Source organism: Achromobacter sp. GQ309 (assembly GCF_059759315.1).
The window spans coordinates 414242-433360 of sequence record NZ_JCAXDP010000006.1; the positions used below are offsets into that span (position 1 = coordinate 414242).

General features: G+C 61.8%; 14 protein-coding genes. 13 read left to right on the forward strand and 1 reads right to left on the reverse strand.

Annotation, left to right across the window (positions count from 1 at the left end; all coding sequences use genetic code 11):
- Position 1 precedes the first annotated feature (1 nt).
- A complete protein-coding gene (gene tssH, locus AC6CIE_RS21065) occupies positions 2 to 2572 on the reverse strand; it encodes a type VI secretion system ATPase TssH (protein ID WP_498093780.1) in 2571 nt (856 codons plus the stop codon).
- 300 nt (positions 2573 to 2872) lie between these two features.
- Between tssH and tssB the strand changes: the two genes are divergently transcribed.
- The 13 genes from tssB to AC6CIE_RS21130 form a co-directional block, all read left to right on the forward strand.
- The gene (tssB, locus tag AC6CIE_RS21070) at positions 2873 to 3379 is read left to right on the forward strand and encodes a type VI secretion system contractile sheath small subunit (protein ID WP_105240884.1); all 507 of its coding nucleotides are present in this window, start codon (positions 2873 to 2875) and stop codon (positions 3377 to 3379) included.
- Positions 3380 to 3428: 49 nt separating this feature from the next.
- The gene (gene tssC, locus AC6CIE_RS21075) at positions 3429 to 4913 is read left to right on the forward strand and encodes a type VI secretion system contractile sheath large subunit (RefSeq protein ID WP_498093782.1); all 1485 of its coding nucleotides are present in this window, start codon (positions 3429 to 3431) and stop codon (positions 4911 to 4913) included.
- A 14-nt stretch (positions 4914 to 4927) separates the two neighbouring features.
- A complete protein-coding gene (gene tssE, locus AC6CIE_RS21080) occupies positions 4928 to 5356 on the forward strand; it encodes a type VI secretion system baseplate subunit TssE (protein WP_498093784.1) in 429 nt (142 codons plus the stop codon).
- A gap of 25 nt (positions 5357 to 5381) precedes the next feature.
- On the forward strand, positions 5382 to 7148 hold the full coding sequence (gene tssF, locus AC6CIE_RS21085; RefSeq protein ID WP_498093786.1) for a type VI secretion system baseplate subunit TssF: 1767 nt from the start codon (positions 5382 to 5384) through the stop codon (positions 7146 to 7148).
- A complete protein-coding gene (tssG, locus tag AC6CIE_RS21090) occupies positions 7112 to 8131 on the forward strand; it encodes a type VI secretion system baseplate subunit TssG (RefSeq protein ID WP_175184829.1) in 1020 nt (339 codons plus the stop codon). Before tssF ends, tssG begins: the two co-directional genes overlap by 37 nt.
- Positions 8128 to 9495 carry a type VI secretion system-associated FHA domain protein TagH gene (gene tagH, locus AC6CIE_RS21095; protein WP_498093788.1) on the forward strand — a complete coding sequence of 456 codons (1368 nt, stop codon included), beginning with the start codon at positions 8128 to 8130 and terminating at the stop codon, positions 9493 to 9495. Before tssG ends, tagH begins: the two co-directional genes overlap by 4 nt.
- A 17-nt stretch (positions 9496 to 9512) precedes the next feature.
- Positions 9513 to 10493: a type VI secretion system lipoprotein TssJ gene (tssJ, locus tag AC6CIE_RS21100; RefSeq protein WP_498093790.1), complete on the forward strand. Its 981-nt coding sequence runs from the start codon at positions 9513 to 9515 to the stop codon at positions 10491 to 10493.
- Positions 10490 to 11827, forward strand: a complete 1338-nt coding sequence (gene tssK / locus AC6CIE_RS21105) for a type VI secretion system baseplate subunit TssK (RefSeq protein ID WP_498093792.1) — start codon at positions 10490 to 10492, stop codon at positions 11825 to 11827. Before tssJ ends, tssK begins: the two co-directional genes overlap by 4 nt.
- 1 nt (position 11828) lies before the next feature.
- Positions 11829 to 12704: a type IVB secretion system protein IcmH/DotU gene (gene icmH, locus AC6CIE_RS21110; protein WP_218342726.1), complete on the forward strand. Its 876-nt coding sequence runs from the start codon at positions 11829 to 11831 to the stop codon at positions 12702 to 12704.
- A gap of 31 nt (positions 12705 to 12735) precedes the next feature.
- On the forward strand, positions 12736 to 14862 hold the full coding sequence (locus AC6CIE_RS21115) for a type VI secretion system Vgr family protein (protein WP_498093794.1): 2127 nt from the start codon (positions 12736 to 12738) through the stop codon (positions 14860 to 14862).
- Positions 14859 to 15809 (forward strand): DUF4123 domain-containing protein, encoded by a 951-nt coding sequence (locus AC6CIE_RS21120; RefSeq protein ID WP_498093796.1) that lies wholly within the window; start codon positions 14859 to 14861, stop codon positions 15807 to 15809. The genes AC6CIE_RS21115 and AC6CIE_RS21120 overlap by 4 nt, the downstream gene beginning before the upstream one ends.
- Positions 15802 to 18813: a T6SS effector BTH_I2691 family protein gene (locus AC6CIE_RS21125; protein ID WP_498093798.1), complete on the forward strand. Its 3012-nt coding sequence runs from the start codon at positions 15802 to 15804 to the stop codon at positions 18811 to 18813. The genes AC6CIE_RS21120 and AC6CIE_RS21125 overlap by 8 nt, the downstream gene beginning before the upstream one ends.
- Positions 18814 to 18816: 3 nt before the next feature.
- On the forward strand, positions 18817 to 19119 hold a 303-nt coding region (locus tag AC6CIE_RS21130; protein WP_498093800.1), incomplete at its 3' end, for a hypothetical protein.

Sequence of the window (19119 nt, forward strand, 5' to 3'; positions counted from 1 at the left end):
CTTACTCCACCACGGCGTCGAAGGCCGCACCATTCCAGCTGATTGCGGAACGGCGGAAGCGCTGCCCGCTGGCCAGGCACTTCAGCACGGCCAGCGACAACGGCGGCAGCATGTCGCCGTCGATGCTGGCATCCAGCAGCCGTGCGCCATTCTGGTGACGCAGGCAACGCGCGCGCAATTCATCCCGTGCTGATGTCTCGATCGTCAATTGCGCGCTGTAGCGGTCGCTGAACTGTCTTTCGATGCGTTGCAGGCGGCTTTCGACGATCTCGGCAAGCGTGGCCTCGTCCAGATAGCAAAACGGCACGACCTGCATGCGCGCCAACAGTGCCGGCTTGAAGAATCTTGCAAGGTGTTCGCGCAGCGCCTCGGTGTCGAGGTCGGCAAGCGGGCCGCCGTCCTGATCGAAGCCCAGGTTCGAGGTCAGGAAGAACAGCACGTTCTGGCAGTCGATGCGACGGCCTTCGCCGTCGGCAAGCTCGCCTTTGTCGAAGGCCTGATAGAAGATGTTGAGCACCTCCGGGTGCGCTTTCTCGACTTCATCCAGCAGCACCACCGAATAGGGCCGCTTACGGATGGCCTCGGTCAGTACACCGCCTTCGCCGAAACCGACGTATCCCGGCGGGGCTCCCAACAGGCGCGACACGGTGTGCTTCTCTTGATACTCCGACATGTTGATGGTGGTCAGGAACTGCTCGCCGCCAAACAACGCGTCGGCGACGGCCAAGCCAGTTTCTGTTTTCCCCACCCCGCTCGGCCCCACCAGCAGGAAGGCGCCCATTGGCGTCCCGGGGCGCCGCAGATCGGCCATGGCGGTCAACAGGCGCCGGTGCACCGTGTCGATGGCGGCGTTCTGCCCCTTGACGCGTTGACGTAGCGTCTCGGGCAGCTTGTCCAGGCGGTGGAACTGGTCGCTGTTGATTGTGGCGGCGGGAATTCCGGTCCAGTCCGCAATCACCTGAGCAATCTGCTCGGCGCCCACGTCTGCATGCAACAAGGCGCCGTTGCGTTGAAGGTCCGCCAATTGCGCGACCAGCGCTTCCAGCCGCTGTGACGTGTCTTCCTGGAGCTCGCCCGCGCGCAGGGAAATGATCTCGTCAATCAGCGTCTTCTGCCGCTGCCACGCGGCCTGCAACTGTTCGATGGAGTCCTGAATCTGCTGCCGCGCGACATCCAGCGCGGCCAGCCTGCCGGTATCCGGCTTTCGTCCCGCGCGGGCATCCCGCCAGAGCTGGTCGGCCTCGGCATCCACCTGCCGCAATTCGTTTTCCAGTGAAGCGAGGCGTCGCGGTGACTCGGCTAACGCCGTCGCGACGCGCGCGCAGGCGGTGTCCAGAACGTCGATCGCCTTGTCCGGCAACTGGCGGCCCGAGAGATAACGTGCCGACAACGCCGCAGCAGCCTTTAGCGCATCGTCGGCGATATAGACCTGATGCGCGTCCTCATAAATGCCACGCAGGCCGCGCAGGATATGCACGGCCTGCTCCACGCTGGGCGCGTCCAGTTTCACCAGTTGAAACCGCCGCGTGAGCGCGGGATCCTTTTCGAAGTATTTTTTGTATTCGGACCAGGTCGTGGCGGCGATCGTGCGTAGTTCTCCGCGCGCGAGAGCGGGCTTCAGGAGATTCGCCGCATCGCTGCCGCCTGCCGCGTTACCGGCCCCGATCAGCGTGTGCGCTTCGTCGATGAACAGGATGATGGGCTTGGACGCATGCTTGACCTCGTCGATGACCGCCTTCAGGCGCTTTTCGAACTCGCCTTTGACAGAGGCGCCGGCTTGGAGGGCGCCTAGATCCAGCCCCCACAACGTCACGTCGCGCAGCGGCGCAGGAACGCGCTGCTCGACAATGCGCCGTGCCAGGCCCTCGACCACGGCGCTTTTTCCGACGCCAGCTTCACCCACCACGATCGGATTGTTTTTGCGGCGGCGCGAAAGAATGTCGATCATCAGATCGATCTCGGCGTCCCGGCACAAAACCGGATCGATTTTGCCCGCGCGCGCCTGGGCCGTGAAATCTTGGCCGTATTTGTTGAGCGCGCTATCGGACGCCGCCGTTGCCGATTGCGCTGGCGAGGAATCTTCCAGGACGGGCGCTTCCGACGAACCGGCCAGCAATTCGCGAAAACGTTTGCGCAGCGTTTCGCGATTAATCGATTCGAACAACCGGATCGCGGGAAACGGCAGGTATCGCCCCGGATTCAGCAACGCGGCCAGCAGCAGCGCGCCAGTCCGTATTTCGGTTTGCTCCAATTCCACCGAGCTTAATAGCCAGGCGTCCTGCATCAGTTCGAGCAGCAAGGGAGAAAACGAGGGGTATGCATGCCCCAGCCCTGCGTCGAGTTTCGGAAACGTGCTGGCTAATGCCTCGCGCAACGCATCCAGATCAAATTCCGTATTTGCCAGAACGCAGCGCACATCACATTTTGGCTGTTCCAGAAATTTATAGAGCAGGTGGGCAACCGTGACCTCTGCGCCGTGCTGGCGGATGCAGAGACTGCCGGCTTCCTCGAGCGCGTGTCGCGCCACCGGGTGCAATCGGTCAAGCAAGGCAGACAGATCAACGGAAATCATGCCGGATATTCCTCGTGGCCATGGGTTTTCTCACCATTTATGGTTTAAGCGCTACAGAAACCGAGCGCATTAAGAAACCACAGCCAGAGGAGCGCATCAATCGGACTAATTCGAATATCAGCCGGCCGACTTTCTTTTCTTATTGCCGCGCATATTTCCCATATGAATCCGAACAATCCCAACAGCTTTTCGAACTTTTCATATGTTCGAAGCTTTAACCCGCGGATCAGAATAGGCAGCTTTTTTTTGCTTCATATCTCCATGCGCTAGCGTCGTTTGAATATCTAAAAGGAGTGACCCATGGCATCGAAAGTTGGTTCAGTTGCACCAAAAGAACGGATCAATATCCGCTATATCCCCGCCACAGGCGACGAGCAAGAGGAAATTGAACTCCCGCTCAAAGTGATGGTGCTCGGAGACTTCAAGGGGCATGCCGACGAAACGCCGCTGGAAGATCGCCCCGCTGTCCAGATCAATAAGGACACCTTCAACGAAGTCATGGCCGAAGCCGGCCTCAGCCTCAAAGTCGACGTCCCGGCCACGCTCGAAGAAGGCAGCGAAAGCGACACGCTCAGCGTCAACCTCCAATTCAAGAACATCAAGGATTTCGGTCCTGACGCGATTGCCCGCCAGGTCCCCGAACTGAAGAGCCTGCTGGAACTGCGCGAAGCGCTCGTAGCGCTGAAGGGCCCCATGGGCAACATCCCGGCGTTCCGCAAGCAGATCCAGACCTTGCTGGGTGACGACAGCGCACGCGGCAAGCTGGCCCAGGAACTCGACCAACTCCTGGCGGCGCCCCAGGCGTGATGCCCGGGCCCGTCTCAACCGCACTCTTCAGGTTTTCAAGGACGCACCGATGACCAAAGCCCAAACCGCCGAGATCCAGGAACACGCCGCCAGCCAGCCCCCAGGGGGATTGCTGGCGCAAATCATGGCCCAGACCCGCATCGAGCCCAGCCAGGAGGGCTATGCGGTCGCCGAGCGCGGTGTCGCCGCATTCGTTTCCGAGATGCTCAAGTCTGACTCCCGCGAGCAACCGATCAACAAGCAACTGGTGGACCAGATGCTTGCCGCGATCGACCGCAAGCTCAGCAAGCAGATGGACGCCATTCTTCATCAGCCGGAATTCCAGCAGCTTGAATCCATCTGGCGCGCCTTGTTCGACTTCGTGCAGCGCACGGACTTCCGCGAAAACATCCAGGTCGTGTTCGTGCCGGTCACCAAGGACGAACTGCTGGAAGACTTTGAAAGCGCTGCCGACATCACCCGCAGCGGCTTGTACAAGCATGTGTACACCGCGGGCTACGGCCAGTTCGGCGGCCAGCCGATCGGCTGCATGATCGGCAACTACAACTTCGGTCCCGCCGCGCCCGACATCAAGCTGCTGGGCTACCTGGCCTCCGTCGGCGCCATGGCGCATGCACCGTTCCTTGGCGCGGCCGGGCCCGAAATGCTCAACCTGGAATCCTTCGAAGAACTGCCCAACCTGAAGGAAGTCAAAGACATCTTCGAAGGCCCGCGCTTTGCCAAGTGGCGCAGCCTGCGTGAATCCGAAGACTCGCGCTACCTGGGCCTGACCATGCCCCGCTACCTGCTGCGCCAGCCGTACGACCCGCTGGAAAACCCCGTGCGCAGCTTCGCCTACGAAGAAGCCATCGACGGCGATCACCGCAACTACTTGTGGGGCAACACGGCATTCCTGATGGGCAGCCGCGTCACTAACAGCTTCGCCAAGTTCCGCTGGTGCCCGAACATCATCGGCCCGCAGTCCGGCGGCGCGGTGGAAGACCTGCCCATGCACCTGTACGAATCCTTGGGACAGCTGCAGGCCAAGATCCCCACGGAAGTCCTGGTCTCCGACCGCAAGGAATTCGAACTTTCCAGCGAAGGCTTCATTCCGCTGACTATGCGCAAGGACAGCGACAACGCCGCGTTCTTCTCGGCCAATTCGGTGCAAAAGCCCAAGGTGTTCCAGAAGACGCCCGAAGGCCTGGCCGCGCAGACCAACTACATGCTGGGCACGCAGCTGCCCTACATGTTCATCATCAATCGCCTGGCGCACTACATCAAAGTGCTGCAGCGCGAGCAGATCGGCAGCTGGAAGGAACGTCAGGACCTGGAGCGCGAACTCAACAACTGGCTGCGCCAGTATGTCGCCGACCAGGAAAGCCCCACCAGCGACGTCCGAAGCCGCCGTCCGCTGCGCGCCGCCCGGGTCGTCGTGCAAGACGTGGCCGGCAATCCTGGCTGGTATCAGGTTGCGCTGTCGGTTCGCCCGCACTTCAAGTACATGGGCGCCAGCTTCGAACTGTCGCTGGTAGGCCGCCTGGATAAGGACTGACAGGGAGCTGAGCCATGCCCCGATCCCCAGGGCGCGGAAGCCTGTTCGAACGCCTCGATCCGGACCTTCCGCCGCGGCGCACCCGCACCCGCCAGGAAATGGCGGCCGAGCGTATCCGCGCCATCAAGCGCCAGTTGGAATGGATCCTCAATTCCCGCCAGGGCAGCTCGCAGAGCAGCCCTGGTTTGGGATTGCGCGATCTGAACGACGCGGCCATCGGCGCCGTCGACCTGCGCCAACAGGTCTGTCTGGATATCCACGCCGCGGTGGCCGCCTACGAGCCACGCGCGCGCGTTATCGAAGTCAGGCCGCTTCCCGGGACGGACGCGTCGCTGAACCTCGGCTTTCGGCTGGTCTGCCGGGTGCCGGTGAACAACCTGGAAGAGCAGGTGGAAATCAGCCTGCTCTTTCACCATCAAGGCCGACAGGTCAGGGTGACCTAGCACGTAGCCATGGGAGGCTGACCGGATGCCACTGAAGGGAAAATTCCGCGAGGAACTGGATTACCTGCGCCGCTTGCGGCGCGTCTTCGCACGCAACAACCCGCAGCTGGCGCCGTTTCTTGGCGAGGAAGCGACCGACCCCGACGTCGAGCGCCTGATGGAAGGCTTTGCCTTCCTGACCGCAAAGCTGCGCCTCAAGATCGAGGACGATTTTCCTGAATTGACGCATTCGATGCTGCAGATGCTATGGCCCAACTATCTGCGGCCCCTGCCCAGCGCCACCATCATGCAGTTCGAACCCACCGACCATTCCATCACCGGCCGCCAGACCGTGCCGCGCGGCACCGGCATTCAGTCGCGGCCCGTGGACGGCGTGCAGTGCCGGTTCCGCACCTGCCAGGACGTGTCGATATTCCCGTTCGACGTCGCGGACGTCAATGACGGCCATTCGCTTGAAAAGTCGATTGTCCGCGTCGACCTCGCCACCCTGAGCCAGAACCCGCCCAACACCTTTGGCTGCGACAAACTGGATTTTTATCTGAGCGGCAGCGATTACACCGCGCAAACGCTCTACCTGTGGCTGGCGAAGTACCTGGGCGAGATCCGAATGGAGTCCGCAGGTACGGTGCGCCAAATACCGGTCAATCAGATCGGCTTTCCCGGATTCCATTCCGACGCTGCATTGCTGCCGTACCCCAAGAACGCCATGGATGGCTACCGCATCCTCCAGGAATATTTCCTCTTTCCCAGGCGCTTCTACTTTTTCTCCCTGACGAACCTGCTCGAATTCTGGCCGGACCAGCCCACGACAAACGTGCGCATCGAGTTCCACTTCACGCGGCCCATGCCGGCGGACGTGCGCGTACGCAAGGGCGACATCGCGCTGTACTGCACGCCCGCGGTAAACCTGTTCGAACACGATGCCGAACCCATCCGACTGACCGGCAAGGCTGCCGAGCACCGTCTCATGCCCGGCGGGCAGCGGGCCGATGCGTACGAAATCTTCAGTATCGACAAGGTCGATGGATGGAAGAACGGCGACAGCGCGCAACCCGGCGAATGGCTTCGCACCTACGAGCCCTTCGAATCGCTGCGCCATCAGATCGAACACGAACGCGGCCGCACCACGCTGTATTACCGCACGCGCCTGTCGTCATCCCTGGTCGATTCCGGCGTCGAGCACCGCATCGCCTTCGTGCGCGGAGACGATCACCACTACATCGGGCGGGAAGAGACGGTGTCGCTCGCGCTGACGTGCACCAACCGCGATTACCCGCTGGCGCTGGGCGTGGGCGATATCCGCGAGGGGTTGCGGGACACCCCGGCGTTTGTCCGCTTCAGAAACCTGACCACGCCCACGCCGCCGTACCGTCCGGTCCTGGATGGCGATCTGCACTGGAGCCTGATCTCCAACCTCTCGCCCACTTACCTGTCGCTGCTGTCGGCCGAACCGCTGAAGGCGATCATCGGCAACTACGACTTCTCGGCACACCACGATATTCAGCGCGCCCGCACCACGCAAAAGCGCCTGGACGGCCTGCAGGAAGTGGTCAGCGAGCCCATTGACCGGATGTACAAGGGCCTGCCGATCCGGGGCACCCGCACCCTTTTGAAGCTGGACCAGAACGGCTTCTCCTGCGAGGGCGATCTCTACCTGTTCGGCACGGTGCTCAGCCACTTCCTGTCGCTGTACGCCAGCCTGTCGTCGTTCCACGTGCTGGAAGCGATCAACACCACCAATCAGGAGCACTACGCATGGCCCATGCGCAGCGGCACGCAGCCCCTGATCTAAGCGACGCATTGCTGGCCGAGGCCAAAAGGCATGACTTCTTCTGCCTTCTGGAACGCCTGCATGCGCTGCACGAGGACGATCTGGAATCGCCCGACAGCTTCGATGCCGATCACCAGCGCGTCCTGCTCGGCAATCACGCCGGGCTTGGCTTTCCGGCCTCCGACGTCGCCCTGGCCGAACGGCTGGAGAATCACGTTCCGCACCAGTACCGGGTGCAGGCCACGTTCTTCGGCATGCACGGCACGGATTCCCCGCTGCCCAGCTATTACCTGGACCGTCTGGCCTACGAGGCCGGCCAAGGCGTGGGCATCCGCCCGGCGTTCCTGGACTTCTTCAACCATCGTCTGCTGACGCTGCTGCACCAGGCCTGGCGCAAGTACCGGTACTACATCCGCTTCCGGCGCGGTGCGGACGATCAGTTCTCGCGGCGGATATTCGCGCTGATCGGCCTGAAGCATGACGCGACCCGCGGCGACACGCCAATCGCCTGGAGCCGGCTGCTGAGCTTTGCAGGCGCCGTGGTCCTGCGCAGCCGCTCGCCGACCATGCTGGCCGGGCTGATCGCGCATTGCTTTGATCTGAAGGACGTGCAGATCCGCGATTTCGAACTGCGCCACACGCTCATCGACGACTCCGACCGCATCCGGCTCGGACGGCGCAACGGCCAGCTCAGCGAAAGCTTCCAGATCGGCGACAGCGTCCGTACCCGGCACTGCAGCTTCGTCATCGTGATATCGGGCCTGAGCCAGGACCGCTTCCGTGAGTTCCTGCCGGCAGGCGAAAACTTCGAGCGCCTGCGCCAGCTTGTCGTGTTCCTGCTGCGAGACCCGGTGCCCTGCGACCTCGAACTTGGCCTGCGTCAGGACGAAGTTCCTCCCTTCAATCTTCGGCACGCCGACGGCACCCAATTGGGGTGGACCAGCTTTCTTGAACAGCCGGCCACGACCCTCCCGCCGCCCGTCAGAGTCACCCTGCGCACATGAAACCCACACCCTCCAATCATCGCCTTGCCCTGGTGGTCGACAATCCGCAAGCCCTGCAAAAGGGCAGCCAGCCCCGGTGCATGTTTGACACCGCCGGCGGCACGATCGGCGCTCACGGGGCGGACTGGATCCTGCATGACCGGTCCGGCCGCGTGCAGTCCATCCACTGCGAAGTCCGCTACGAAGACGGCAGTTACTTCGTCATCGACCGCTGCGGCCAGACGCGCGTGAACGATCAGATGGACCCGTTGGGCGCACTCGTCGGCGCCCGGCTGCGCGGGGGAGACATCCTTCATGTCGGCCCCTATCGCCTGACGGTCAACCTGGATGACGAGACCTTCAACCTGCCCGACCCTGCCCGGCACCTCGCTGAACATGATGTGACCGAGCTGCTGGGGACGTCGAATGAACCTATCGACGCCCTGCCCCCACACCGCAACGATGTCCCTGCGCCAAACCAGACCCACGAGCATGGCTGGCGGGTATTCGACGCCTTGTCGGAGACGCCGCCGCAGGGACGCCTTGATCCCTTGCTGGCGCTTGAAGAGGCGGCTCGCTCGGATTCCGCCTTGGCCAGCGACGCCGCTGTGCTGGATTCCCGCCACTACGGGCAAACCCAATTGGCCGCGCAGGCCGACCTGTCCACCACCCGATTCGAAGCCGTATCCGGCTCCCCTTTGCATGCCTTCGGAGATCCCCCCATGTCGGGACACCCCCCTTCTTCTGCAGCCCCTGGCGCTTCCGATCAATGGATCCAGAGTCAGTTCAATCAGACTGGCGATGCGGCCGGCCTTGTGGGACCGCTGGTCGAGGGTCTGGGCGCGCCAGTGGGTGCGCTGGACCCGCACGCCGCGCATGCCTTGCTGTTCGAGGCCGGCACCACCCTCGCCGCGCTCATCCGCGGACTCGCCGCGCTGAACCGCACGCCGGAAGGTCAGGGACTGGCGCTGGCCAAACGCACCCTGCAGCCCATCGAAGACAATCCGCTGCGTCTCGCGCAGACCTACCCGGAGACCGTGCGCGCGCTCTTTTCCCGGGACCGCAGCATGGTTCACCTGTCGCCCACCGCCGCCGTCGAGGAATCGCTGGAGCAGATCGGTGAACAGCATCGTGCGATGCTCACGGCAGTTGCTGCGGGCCTGAACGCATTGCTGCAGGCATTCGCGCCCGACCAGCTTGAACGCCGCTTCGCCCGGTACCGGTCCGGCCAGCACCCCGAGGCATTGCCCGGCGATTGGGCGTGGCAGATGTACCGGCATTACTACGAAGAGCTCAAATCCAGCCGGCAGCAGGGGTTCGACAAACTGTTCTGGGAAGTTTTTGACCAGGCCTACGACCAGGCGCTGCGCAAGGAAGAACCATGAGGCCAGCAGTTGGACTCTTGTGCATCGGGGCGTTGCTGTCCGGCTGCACCACGGTCGGCAACGTGCTCACCAAGACAGGTCAGGTCCTGATGGATCCGAGCATTCAGGTGGGCCCGCCCGAAGATCAGCCGACGCAAGTGGCGCTGAGTCTGTACGCCGCCAAAGACGTAAATCCCAATCCCGTGGCCGAGCCGGACGTCGATCCGGCTTCGTCTATGTCGGATGAACGGTCGTTCTCGGTCAATGTGCAGGGCGAATCCCGCGAAGACCTGGTCCACAGTCTGCAGACGTTGCTAGATCACTTGCATCAAGACGCCTCGACGGCAGCGGCATCTGAAGACCGGCCAAGTACGTTGGTCAGGTCCGGATTCACCAGAACATTCAAGCCGCGCTCCGTCGCCGTCAGTACCGCGCTTGAACGCCTGTGGGCAGACAGCGTGGCGACGAGCCGGGCCCCCTTTCCTGTGCAATGGCACTTGCGCAAAAGTGAAGACGCGCAGGATTCGGCTGCCGGGATTGGCATTGGCGCTGATCTCGATGTCGCGTTGGGCCAATATCGCGATGGCGTACCCCTTGCGCCCGCCGCAGCGCTTGCGGCGCAGGATCACGTCAACGCCACGCCCATCGCCTTTCGCGTGATCCAGCTCAAGGACGATTCGCTGCTTGAGAACGCCGACCCCGACCTGGTCCGCAGCGCCCCGAAAAAGGCGTTGGGAAGCACGTACATCACGGCCGACGACTACATGCTCGCGCCCGGTCAATTCAAGTTCATCAACTATCACGAGCTGGACGAAGACACCCATTACGTCGCCGTTGTCGCAGCCTTCAACGCACCCGACGCGCAACGTTGGTACGACGTTTTCCGGGTGGAACCGCGCAGCCGCAAGTACGCCTTGCTGGTCACCCTGCAAGACACCCGCGTCGCCATCACCGACGAAAACCACCGGCCCGAAAAGACCTCCCCGCGCGCCCGCAATCAAGCGAGAAAACAGCCATGACCAGCCGCAATCCCGTCGTTTGGGGCGAAGGGCAATTCGTCAAACCCCAGCATTTCCAGCAGACAGACCGATACCTTGAGCACTACATCAACGTGCGCATGGGAAGCCGATATTGCTATGGCTTTTCCGAGCTGGAGTTGAACCAGGAGTTCCTGTCGTTCGGCAAGATCTCCATCGTGCGGGCCCGCGGCATCATGCCCGACGGCACCGCCTTCAACATCCCGCACGACCAGCCGCCGCCCGAACCGCTGTCGATTCTGGACGCAACGGCCGCCAACCAGACGGTCTACCTGACCTTGCCGCTACGTTCGGACGGCATATCCGAGGTCCGCTGGCCCGATACGCTGGGCAACGCCCGCTACATCCATCGCACGGAAGACATCAGCGACTCCCATAGCCATCAGGGCAATCACACGCCCATCGCGCTGGCCGTGCCCAACCTGCAACTGGCGCTGGAACGAGACGACCGCAGCGCCTTCACCGGCCTGGCGCTGAGCCGCATTCTGGACCGCCGCCCCGATGGCAGCCTGCTGCTGGACAGCGACTTTCACATCACGGGCATGTATCTGCAGGCCATCCGGCCGCTGGCGCATTTCATGGAAGAGATCGCCGCGCTGATGCACGAGCGCGCGAAAAGCATCGCGCACCGGATCGGGTCTCCGGGCCAATCCGGGGTCGCGGATATCACCGACTTCAACCTGCTGCAGTCGCTGAACCGCTGGCAGCATCTGTTCCGGCATCTGGCCCGCGACGCGGACGTCCGTCCGGTCGATGCGTATCTGGCGTGCGGTCAGGCGTGCGGCGAACTGACCACCTTCACTGACGAGGGCCGGCTGCCTCAGGACTACCCCGCGTATCAGCACGACTCGCCGCAGACGTCGTTCCGCATGCTGAAGGAGACCCTGCGCCGCGTGCTCAGCACCGTGTTGCAGCCCCGCGCCGTATCGCTCCCGCTGGACACGCAGGGTCACGGCGTCTACACCGCGCAACTCCACGACCCCAGCCTGCTGCAAAGCGCCGACTTCATCCTGGCGGTCCGTGCGCGCATGCCCCTGGAACAGATGCGGCAACAGTTCGTGCGCCAGGCCAAGGTGGCGTCGCATCAACTGCTGCAGGAGTTGATCCGCCTGCAGTTGCCCGGCGTGCCGTTGATGACGTTGCCCGTCGCGCCGCGCCATCTGCCTTTCCATGCCGGCTTCACCTACTTCCAGCTCGACCGGTCGCATCCGCATTGGCAGCGCCTGATGCCACAAGGATCAACCGGCTTCGGCTTCCACATCACCGGCGACTTCCCGGAGCTGGAGTTGCAGTTCTGGGCCATTCGGAGTCAATGAGATGAGCCAAACCGTGGTGGTCGGCAACGACCGTATCGACACGCCTTCCAATCGTTCCTCCCTGCCCGACGTGCCCGAGGACTTCATGCGCGCTCCGCGTGATCCCATCGTTCATGACCCCGAGAGTGTCCTGTACGACGGCGTGTTTCGCATCAATGCAGACGAGGACCTGCAGTTTCAATTGCGCGGCCATAGCATCAACCCGCTGGTGGACATCGCCCAGCCGCTCTTCGGTCTGGTGATTCGACTACGCCGCATGATGGACCTGCCGCAGGAAGATGTCAGCCGGCTCTATGAGAACGTGCGGGACCATATCACTGCGCTGTCCGAAGAAGTCCGGCAGCTTGGCTACGACGGGGCGACGCAACTGTCATTCCGCTATGCCCTGTGCGCCTTCATCGACGAGGCGGTGATGGCCACGCCGTGGGGGGTGGGATCGCGCTGGAAGGGCCGGTCACTGCTCAGCTACCACCACAACGAAACCTGGGGCGGCGAGAAGTTCTTTACAGTGCTGGCGCGCATGCAGATGGACGCGGCCAAATACCGCGATGCGCTCGAGTTCAAGTATCTGTGCCTGTGCCTGGGTTACCAGGGCAAGTATGGCCAGCAGCACAACAACAAAGACACGCTCAACGCCATCATCACCAAGCTGCATGAGCAGCTTCGGCAACTGCGAGGAGACGCGCCCGAACGGCTGGTGGACGCACCCGCCAACATCGCCAGGCTTCGTCGCAAGCTTCACCGCCAGTGGCCGCTGTGGACGCCTTGGGCGGTGGCGGCGGCCGTTATCGCCGGCGCCTATCTGTACTTCTCCCTGAAACTCGGCGCCGCCACGCAGATGGTGCTGGATTCGCTAGAGAGCATCCTCAAGCAGTGACCTGACTCGCACCGAAGGAGATAAAGACACCATGCCCACGCAATCTGATCTGCGCTTTACATTCGCCATCGGCGACGAGTCCTTTGAGGTTGTCGAATTCACGCTGCAGGAGGGGTTGTCCGAGACCTTCCTGCTGGAAGTGGACCTGGCCAGCGGCAACCCCGCCATCGATTTTGGCGTGGTGCTGGACCGCGCCGCGTTGCTTACGATCTGGCACGGCGCCGCGCCCGTTCGTTACGTCCACGGCGCGGTCTCGTCGTTCGTCCAGGGCGACACGGGTTTTCGGCGCACGCGCTATTCCGCCATCGTCGAGCCGCGCCTGGCGCGCCTCAAGCTTAGTTCCGACTGGCGCATCTTCCAGTCGCTTAGCGTCCCGCAGATCACCGAGGCGGTGCTCAAGGCGCATGGTCTTACCCAGGATTACGAGCTGCGCGGCACCACCGAACATCAGGCGCGCGAATACTGCGTGCAGGCCGGCGATACCGACTATCACTTTGTCGAGCGCATCATGCGCGAGGAAGGCTTCTTCTATTCTTTCCGACATAGTGCCGAAGGCCATCAACTTATCCACAGCGACCGGCTTTTCATACACGGCCGCGTCGGCGACGAGCCGGTGCAGTACAACCCCACACCCGGCGGTGACCAGCAGCAGCCAGCGCTGCAGCGATTCTCCTACACCGAGAACGTGCGCACCGCGCGCCAGACCCAGCGCGACTACACCTTTCACCATCCGCGCTACACCCACCAGCACAGCCGCGATGGCCGAGATCTGGACCATCAGGGCCGCCGCTACGAACGCTATGACTACCCGGCCCGCGCCAAATTCGACGAAGCCGGCAGACCGTTCGCCGAGAACCGCCTGCGGGGCCATCGCCGCGATTCGCGCGTCGCTTTTGTTGAAGGCGATGACCCGCGGCTCCAGCCGGGCATTTCATTCACCCTCGTCGGTCATCCACGCGAAGATCTGAACCGCGGCTGGCGCCCGGTGCGCATTGTCCACCGTGGCATCCAGCACACAAGTCAGGCCGAGGAAAGCGCACAGGCCCAGCTGGGAACGCACTACAGCTACGAGGCGGAGCTGGTCCCGGACGACGCCGAATGGCGCGCGGAACCGCTACCCAGGCCGCGCATCGACGGTCCGCAGAACGCTGTGGTGGTCGGCCCGCCCAATGAAGAGATCTATACCGACGAATACGGCCGGGTGAAGGTCCAGTTCCCCTGGGACCGGCTCGGTAAGGAGGACGAGTACAGCTCCTGCTGGATTCGCGTCTCGCAGAACATCGCCGGCGCCACCTGGGGCCACATGGCCATTCCGCGCATCGGTCAGGAAGTCATCGTCTCTTACTTCGACGGCGACCCCGATCAGCCTGTGATCACCGGCCGCGTCTACAACCGCCTGCAATTGCCGCCCTACGAACTGCCGCGCCACAAGACCAGGATGACGATCAAGAGCAAGACCCACAAAGGCGAGGGATACAACGAACTGCGTTTTGAGGATGAGAAGGACCAGGAAGAAATCTACGTCCACGCGCAGAAAGACCAGAACATCCACGTCAACAACGACGAGTCGACGTTTGTGGGGCACGACCGCAGCGAGCAGGTCGAGAACGATGAAACCATCACCATTGGACACGACCGCAAGGAGACGGTGGGCAACGATGAACAGGTCAACATCGGCCAGGACCGGCGGCACGACATCGGGCGGGATGATTTTTTGACGGTGGGACGCAATCACACGATCTACACCACCAAGGACCGTACCGAGGAAGTGGGCAATAACCGCCGCGACAAGACCGCGGCGAATCATTGGGTGAGTATTGGCGGGCATCAGGAACTCACCGTCGAAGGGCATTCGGAACTGCAGGCCGGGCAGGCAATCCGGCAGCGCACGACGGCTTACGAGGTGCAGGCGGCGGAGAGCCTGACGTTGAAAGGGCCGGGGGGAACGATACGGATCGATGGATCGGGAATCACGCTTGACGGGATCGCCATCGTGATCAAGGGGCCGATGAGCCAGAAGGGGGGTGGCGGTGGCAACCCGTTTTCGATCCAGGGTAGGCCTGTGGCGGGAAAGCCCATCGATCGCCTATGCGGCCGCCGCCCCGACGGTACATGCCCCTTATCCGACTGCCGCTGCCTGGGGGGGCTTGCGCGATGACGCTTCCCAAAGCTCCGTCCTGGATCACGTCACTGGGCAAGGACATCACAGAGGAAACGCTTCCTCGCGCGCCATTTCGTTATCTGCTGCTGATGACGGTGCCACTGCAAAACTGGGCCTACCGCCCTGTCCGGCAGGAGGGCGAATATCGCCCTGCGTATGCGCCGGGCGTATTGGACTTAGTCAAGGAGTTCGATCCCCTGCCCTGGCATGCCTGGGTCTGGCAAGGTACGCCACTGGATGAACAATATGACCGAGGCCCGCTGCTGGTTGACGCAACGAACCAACCTTCGCTGATGCAACATGCATTTACGCACTGGGCGCCCGCTGGCGGCGCGGTGTTCATCGGTTCGGCAGCCGATCTCAGCGATATGTCCGCACACCTTAGCGGGTTGGTGCAACTAGACCTGTCCTGTGAGGGCGAGGCCACCCTCGACGTCCAACCGCATCACCTGGCCGCCTGGCTCGAAGCGTTGGACGATGACCATCGCGCTGCGTGGCTCGGACCGATCAGCACTTTGCTTTGGCGCGCCACTTGGGGCCCCGCTTACGACTGGCGCCGCCTTGACCGGGACGCCTCTGGATATGTTGGCGGCAAAACGGTGCCACTGACGCTGCGCCCTCACGAGCTCGCCCGCTTTGACGCCAACACCCGGGAACACTTCGTGCAAAGTCGCGTCTACGAAGTGCATTCGATTCCCGATCACAGCGGCCGCAGCCTCGAAGAGATTCGCCGCTGGGTCGAGCAGCTGCTTCAACTGGGCGACCGTCTGAACTTTCACGATGAAGCTGTCGCGACCCAATACATCAGCTTGCTCGCCCATGATCCATGGCTGCTTCAGAGCGATGAGGCGCGCGGCATTCTCAACGACTTGACTGAGTCTCCTCAGGCGCGCCTGCGTCAGTTGGAATCGCTGGTACGCGCACGGGGAGCCCCCAGTGGCTAAGACGACTGTCGGCGGCGCCATTTCAGCACCGGCGTGCAGCGCACGCATTCCGATCCTTCCCGTCCGATATGCGATTGTCCCGAACGTGGACGGCGCTTCCCCGTACCGGTATGCCGCGTCCGGCTTCACGCTGGAAGCCGCCTTCCCGCGCCTGCAATTGTCGTCGTATACCTTGCGCGCCATTCGCCCGGGATACGTCTATGTCTTCATGAAAGGGGCCGAGGGCGAAAATCTTGTCATCCACGAGTACGACGGTGAAGGTCATTATCAGGAACTGACCTACACCGGACTGGAGAACTACGGCAGGAAGGATAAGTACAAGGCGGGCGCGCGCATGGGATGGGTGTGGGCAGACACCTGCCCCACGACTGCCGCGGAGGTGTGGATAGGCTATAGCCCGCACCTCTGGACCAATGACATGACGGCCAGGATTTCCGCAGATCCCGCGGTGCGGCGGCTTCATATGCGTCCGCTGGACATGGCCGAACTGACCTCGGGCGAAAAATCCCCTTCCGGCCAGCCCCACGTGCTGCCGGTGGATGCGTTGACCCAATGGGTCGAGGACTTCAAACCACGCCAGGTGCGTTTGCCGCTCGAATGGAGCAGCCATGCCAGCAAGGACGATCTGCCCATTGGCACGTTTCTGGCCCAACGACATCACTATCCGTTTACGCAACCGCGAGTGCCCACGGTCGTGGTGCTCAATGACGCAGAAGGGCTATGCCAGGACCTCAGCCTGTCCGTCGCCGCGTATCAGCATCAGACACGCGACCTGATGCCCGCCGAACATATCCATCCGGCCACCAGCCCGGACAACGCGGAGTACGACGCGAGGGGGTTTCCAGAGGCGTTTAGCCGGGACGTGGAGGTCTTGAGCGCCAGGAGCCAGAGCTACCACCACCGAAATCTGACGGCTTTGCTACTTGAAAAGACCTTGCGCACCATGTACCCGGGCGACAAGCATGCGCCAGAGAAATTGGCCAAGTCGCGCTATGAATACCAGCAAAAGCAGGTCGGCCACCATCGGCGCCTCACTCCTTCCGAGATGGTCTTCGAGGTGCTTACGAACGAGCACGTTTCACCCGCAGGAGGTCGTTTAGGAAAGCGTCTCGACAAGGCCATGTACCAGCGGTTCCTGGCCGAGCGCGACGAGGTGGAACGCCGACTGGGACATCTCCACGCCATCGTGGCCAAGGCCAGCGAAGATCACGATCATTGGCTTGCCACTGCCGAAGCCGCGCATGAGAACGATCCGAACAGCCTTGCGGCTCCCCTGACCGCTTACGATCGCAACAACCGAATATCAGCGATAGGACTGGAAGTGTCCCTGTCCATGCTGATTCATCCCATGAGCCAATCATTGCCCGGCACCGAGGACCACTGCCCTCGATTCATGCGGTTGAATGCGTGGATCGACAAGGATGACAGCCCGATCTACACCGCGTTGGCGCCATTCAACCCCTTCAAGGAAAAAGCCGATGCGGTCGGGTCCTTGCTGGGCGCCGCGGATTACCTCATTGAGGATCTGGCGGGACGCTTTCCCGCCACGGCTGGCGTCACCGACCTGACAGCACAAACGGTGACTACCGTAGTGCTCAAACGCATGCGCGGAAAAACCCGCTGGGATGCCAGCCGCACCCTGCGGCAGCAAGTATTTGCTGCCGCTGAGGAGGCGAATGCAAGCAAGGCCATGGGCTTGATTGGCGCTCGCTACCGCATCACCGACGAGGTGGTACGCGCGGATGCCTTCAGCGGAGAAGTCGACAAGCTCATCGAATCTGGCATGGCGAAGGTCGAAGAGATAAAGAAGGTTCGCGTGCACGGCAGCCGCACGGTGACCATTGAGGAGACTTTGACACGGCGTGTGAAGCCGAATGTTGCATCGCTGGTCAACACGACGGGCGGAGGAGCGTTGAATGTAGGCATGCTCTGGTTCAACATCGTGAGCCTTAGGACCGCCTATGCCAACATGCGGAGCGATCCGACTTTCGAATACGCGGCCGGCTTCGCGTCCGCGCTTTTCGGGTTGGCGGGCGCCGCAGTGGCTGTACTGGTCAGCGCGCGGGCTTCGCACAAAGTCATGATGTTGCGAGTCAGTGCGACTGCGCCGGGAATGGCGTTTGGGAATGGCCACATTCGGTTTATCAGCAGCAATTTGTTTACTCGGCTGGTGGGTTATCCCGCCATCTTTCTCGGATTTTCGTCCGACGTTCTGAAGGCCATCCGCCAAGCGCAACAAGGGGACATGGCAGCCGCCAGCCTCACATTTGCAGGAGGGGTAGCAGCAACCCTCGGAGGAGTCGCGCTCTTGGAAGGAACCCTGGCTATCGCCGGGGCAACAGCTGTCATCCCCTTCGCCGGCTGGGCCGCCGCAGCATTCGCTCTACTTGGCGCAGGCATCCTTGCGATAGGCCTTGAACTGCATGCCCGCGCGAAGGAGCGCGTCCATCGACCTATTGAATTATGGGCCGCGCGAGGCACGTTCGGTTCAAGGCAGAACGACGGGGAGAAACGGAAGGGAATCAATCTAGACCAAAACGATCAACTGCCGCCTTATTCCGATGTACGAGAAGAGGTCAAGGCTTGGTACTCCGCCAATTTCGCGCCCGTATTACTTGACGGACACCAAGCAAAATTGCTGGGAATCACCGACGTAGACAGTCGCTGGCACGAAAACACAGCGTGGTCGATACCCAACTGGGGGCAGATTACAACCGATAGCGTGCCGAAAGAATCTAGCGTTGCGGAGTTCACCGTATTGCTTCGAGGCTATATCACTGGACAAAGTGACTGGAAGTACAAACTGAGCGCTTCGGACGCTGGCCATGAGAGCGCTGCCAATCCCGCCACAACCACTTTTTATCTCACACCTGACGGTCTGGTAATCAACTTGAAGACTAAAGCAAAGAACCAGTACGGCGTCGAATTAACAATTGAGTACCAGCCCAATCAGGGATTTGATGATAGCGCCGTCGCATCCACAACTTTTCAATTAATGAGATGATTTATGGCAATTACTTGGTTGTTTTCACAGCACGAGAAATCAATATCAGGTCCTGCGATCAACGACCAACTGGCGAACATGGATGCAGAGGTCCTTTCGCTGCGCAATCCGTGGGCGGTTGATTCCGTCTTCATGGGAAAGCTGTATGTGGCCTTTAACACACTTGCAACTCTGTTTTTGATATGGATGTACTTCAAAATCCCATCGTCCTCTACAAACTCATCGGAAAGGCAGCTATTTGTCCTGGTTTTTGTATCGGGCGGCGTGGTTCTATTCATTTTTTTTGCCTTGCTGACTTGGTACCGT

Excerpts from the sequence above, each read along its gene's own strand:
- tssH (WP_498093780.1), bottom strand. The coding sequence starts at position 2,572 with ATGATTTCCGTTGATCTGTCTGCCTTGCTTGACCGATTGCACCCGGTG.
- tssB (WP_105240884.1), top strand. The coding sequence starts at position 2,873 with ATGGCATCGAAAGTTGGTTCAGTTGCACCAAAAGAACGGATCAATATC.
- tssC (WP_498093782.1), top strand. The coding sequence starts at position 3,429 with ATGACCAAAGCCCAAACCGCCGAGATCCAGGAACACGCCGCCAGCCAG.
- tssE (WP_498093784.1), top strand. The coding sequence starts at position 4,928 with ATGCCCCGATCCCCAGGGCGCGGAAGCCTGTTCGAACGCCTCGATCCG.
- tssF (WP_498093786.1), top strand. The coding sequence starts at position 5,382 with ATGCCACTGAAGGGAAAATTCCGCGAGGAACTGGATTACCTGCGCCGC.
- tssG (WP_175184829.1), top strand. The coding sequence starts at position 7,112 with ATGGCCCATGCGCAGCGGCACGCAGCCCCTGATCTAAGCGACGCATTG.
- tagH (WP_498093788.1), top strand. The coding sequence starts at position 8,128 with ATGAAACCCACACCCTCCAATCATCGCCTTGCCCTGGTGGTCGACAAT.
- tssK (WP_498093792.1), top strand. The coding sequence starts at position 10,490 with ATGACCAGCCGCAATCCCGTCGTTTGGGGCGAAGGGCAATTCGTCAAA.
- icmH (WP_218342726.1), top strand. The coding sequence starts at position 11,829 with ATGAGCCAAACCGTGGTGGTCGGCAACGACCGTATCGACACGCCTTCC.
- AC6CIE_RS21115 (WP_498093794.1), top strand. The coding sequence starts at position 12,736 with ATGCCCACGCAATCTGATCTGCGCTTTACATTCGCCATCGGCGACGAG.
- AC6CIE_RS21120 (WP_498093796.1), top strand. The coding sequence starts at position 14,859 with ATGACGCTTCCCAAAGCTCCGTCCTGGATCACGTCACTGGGCAAGGAC.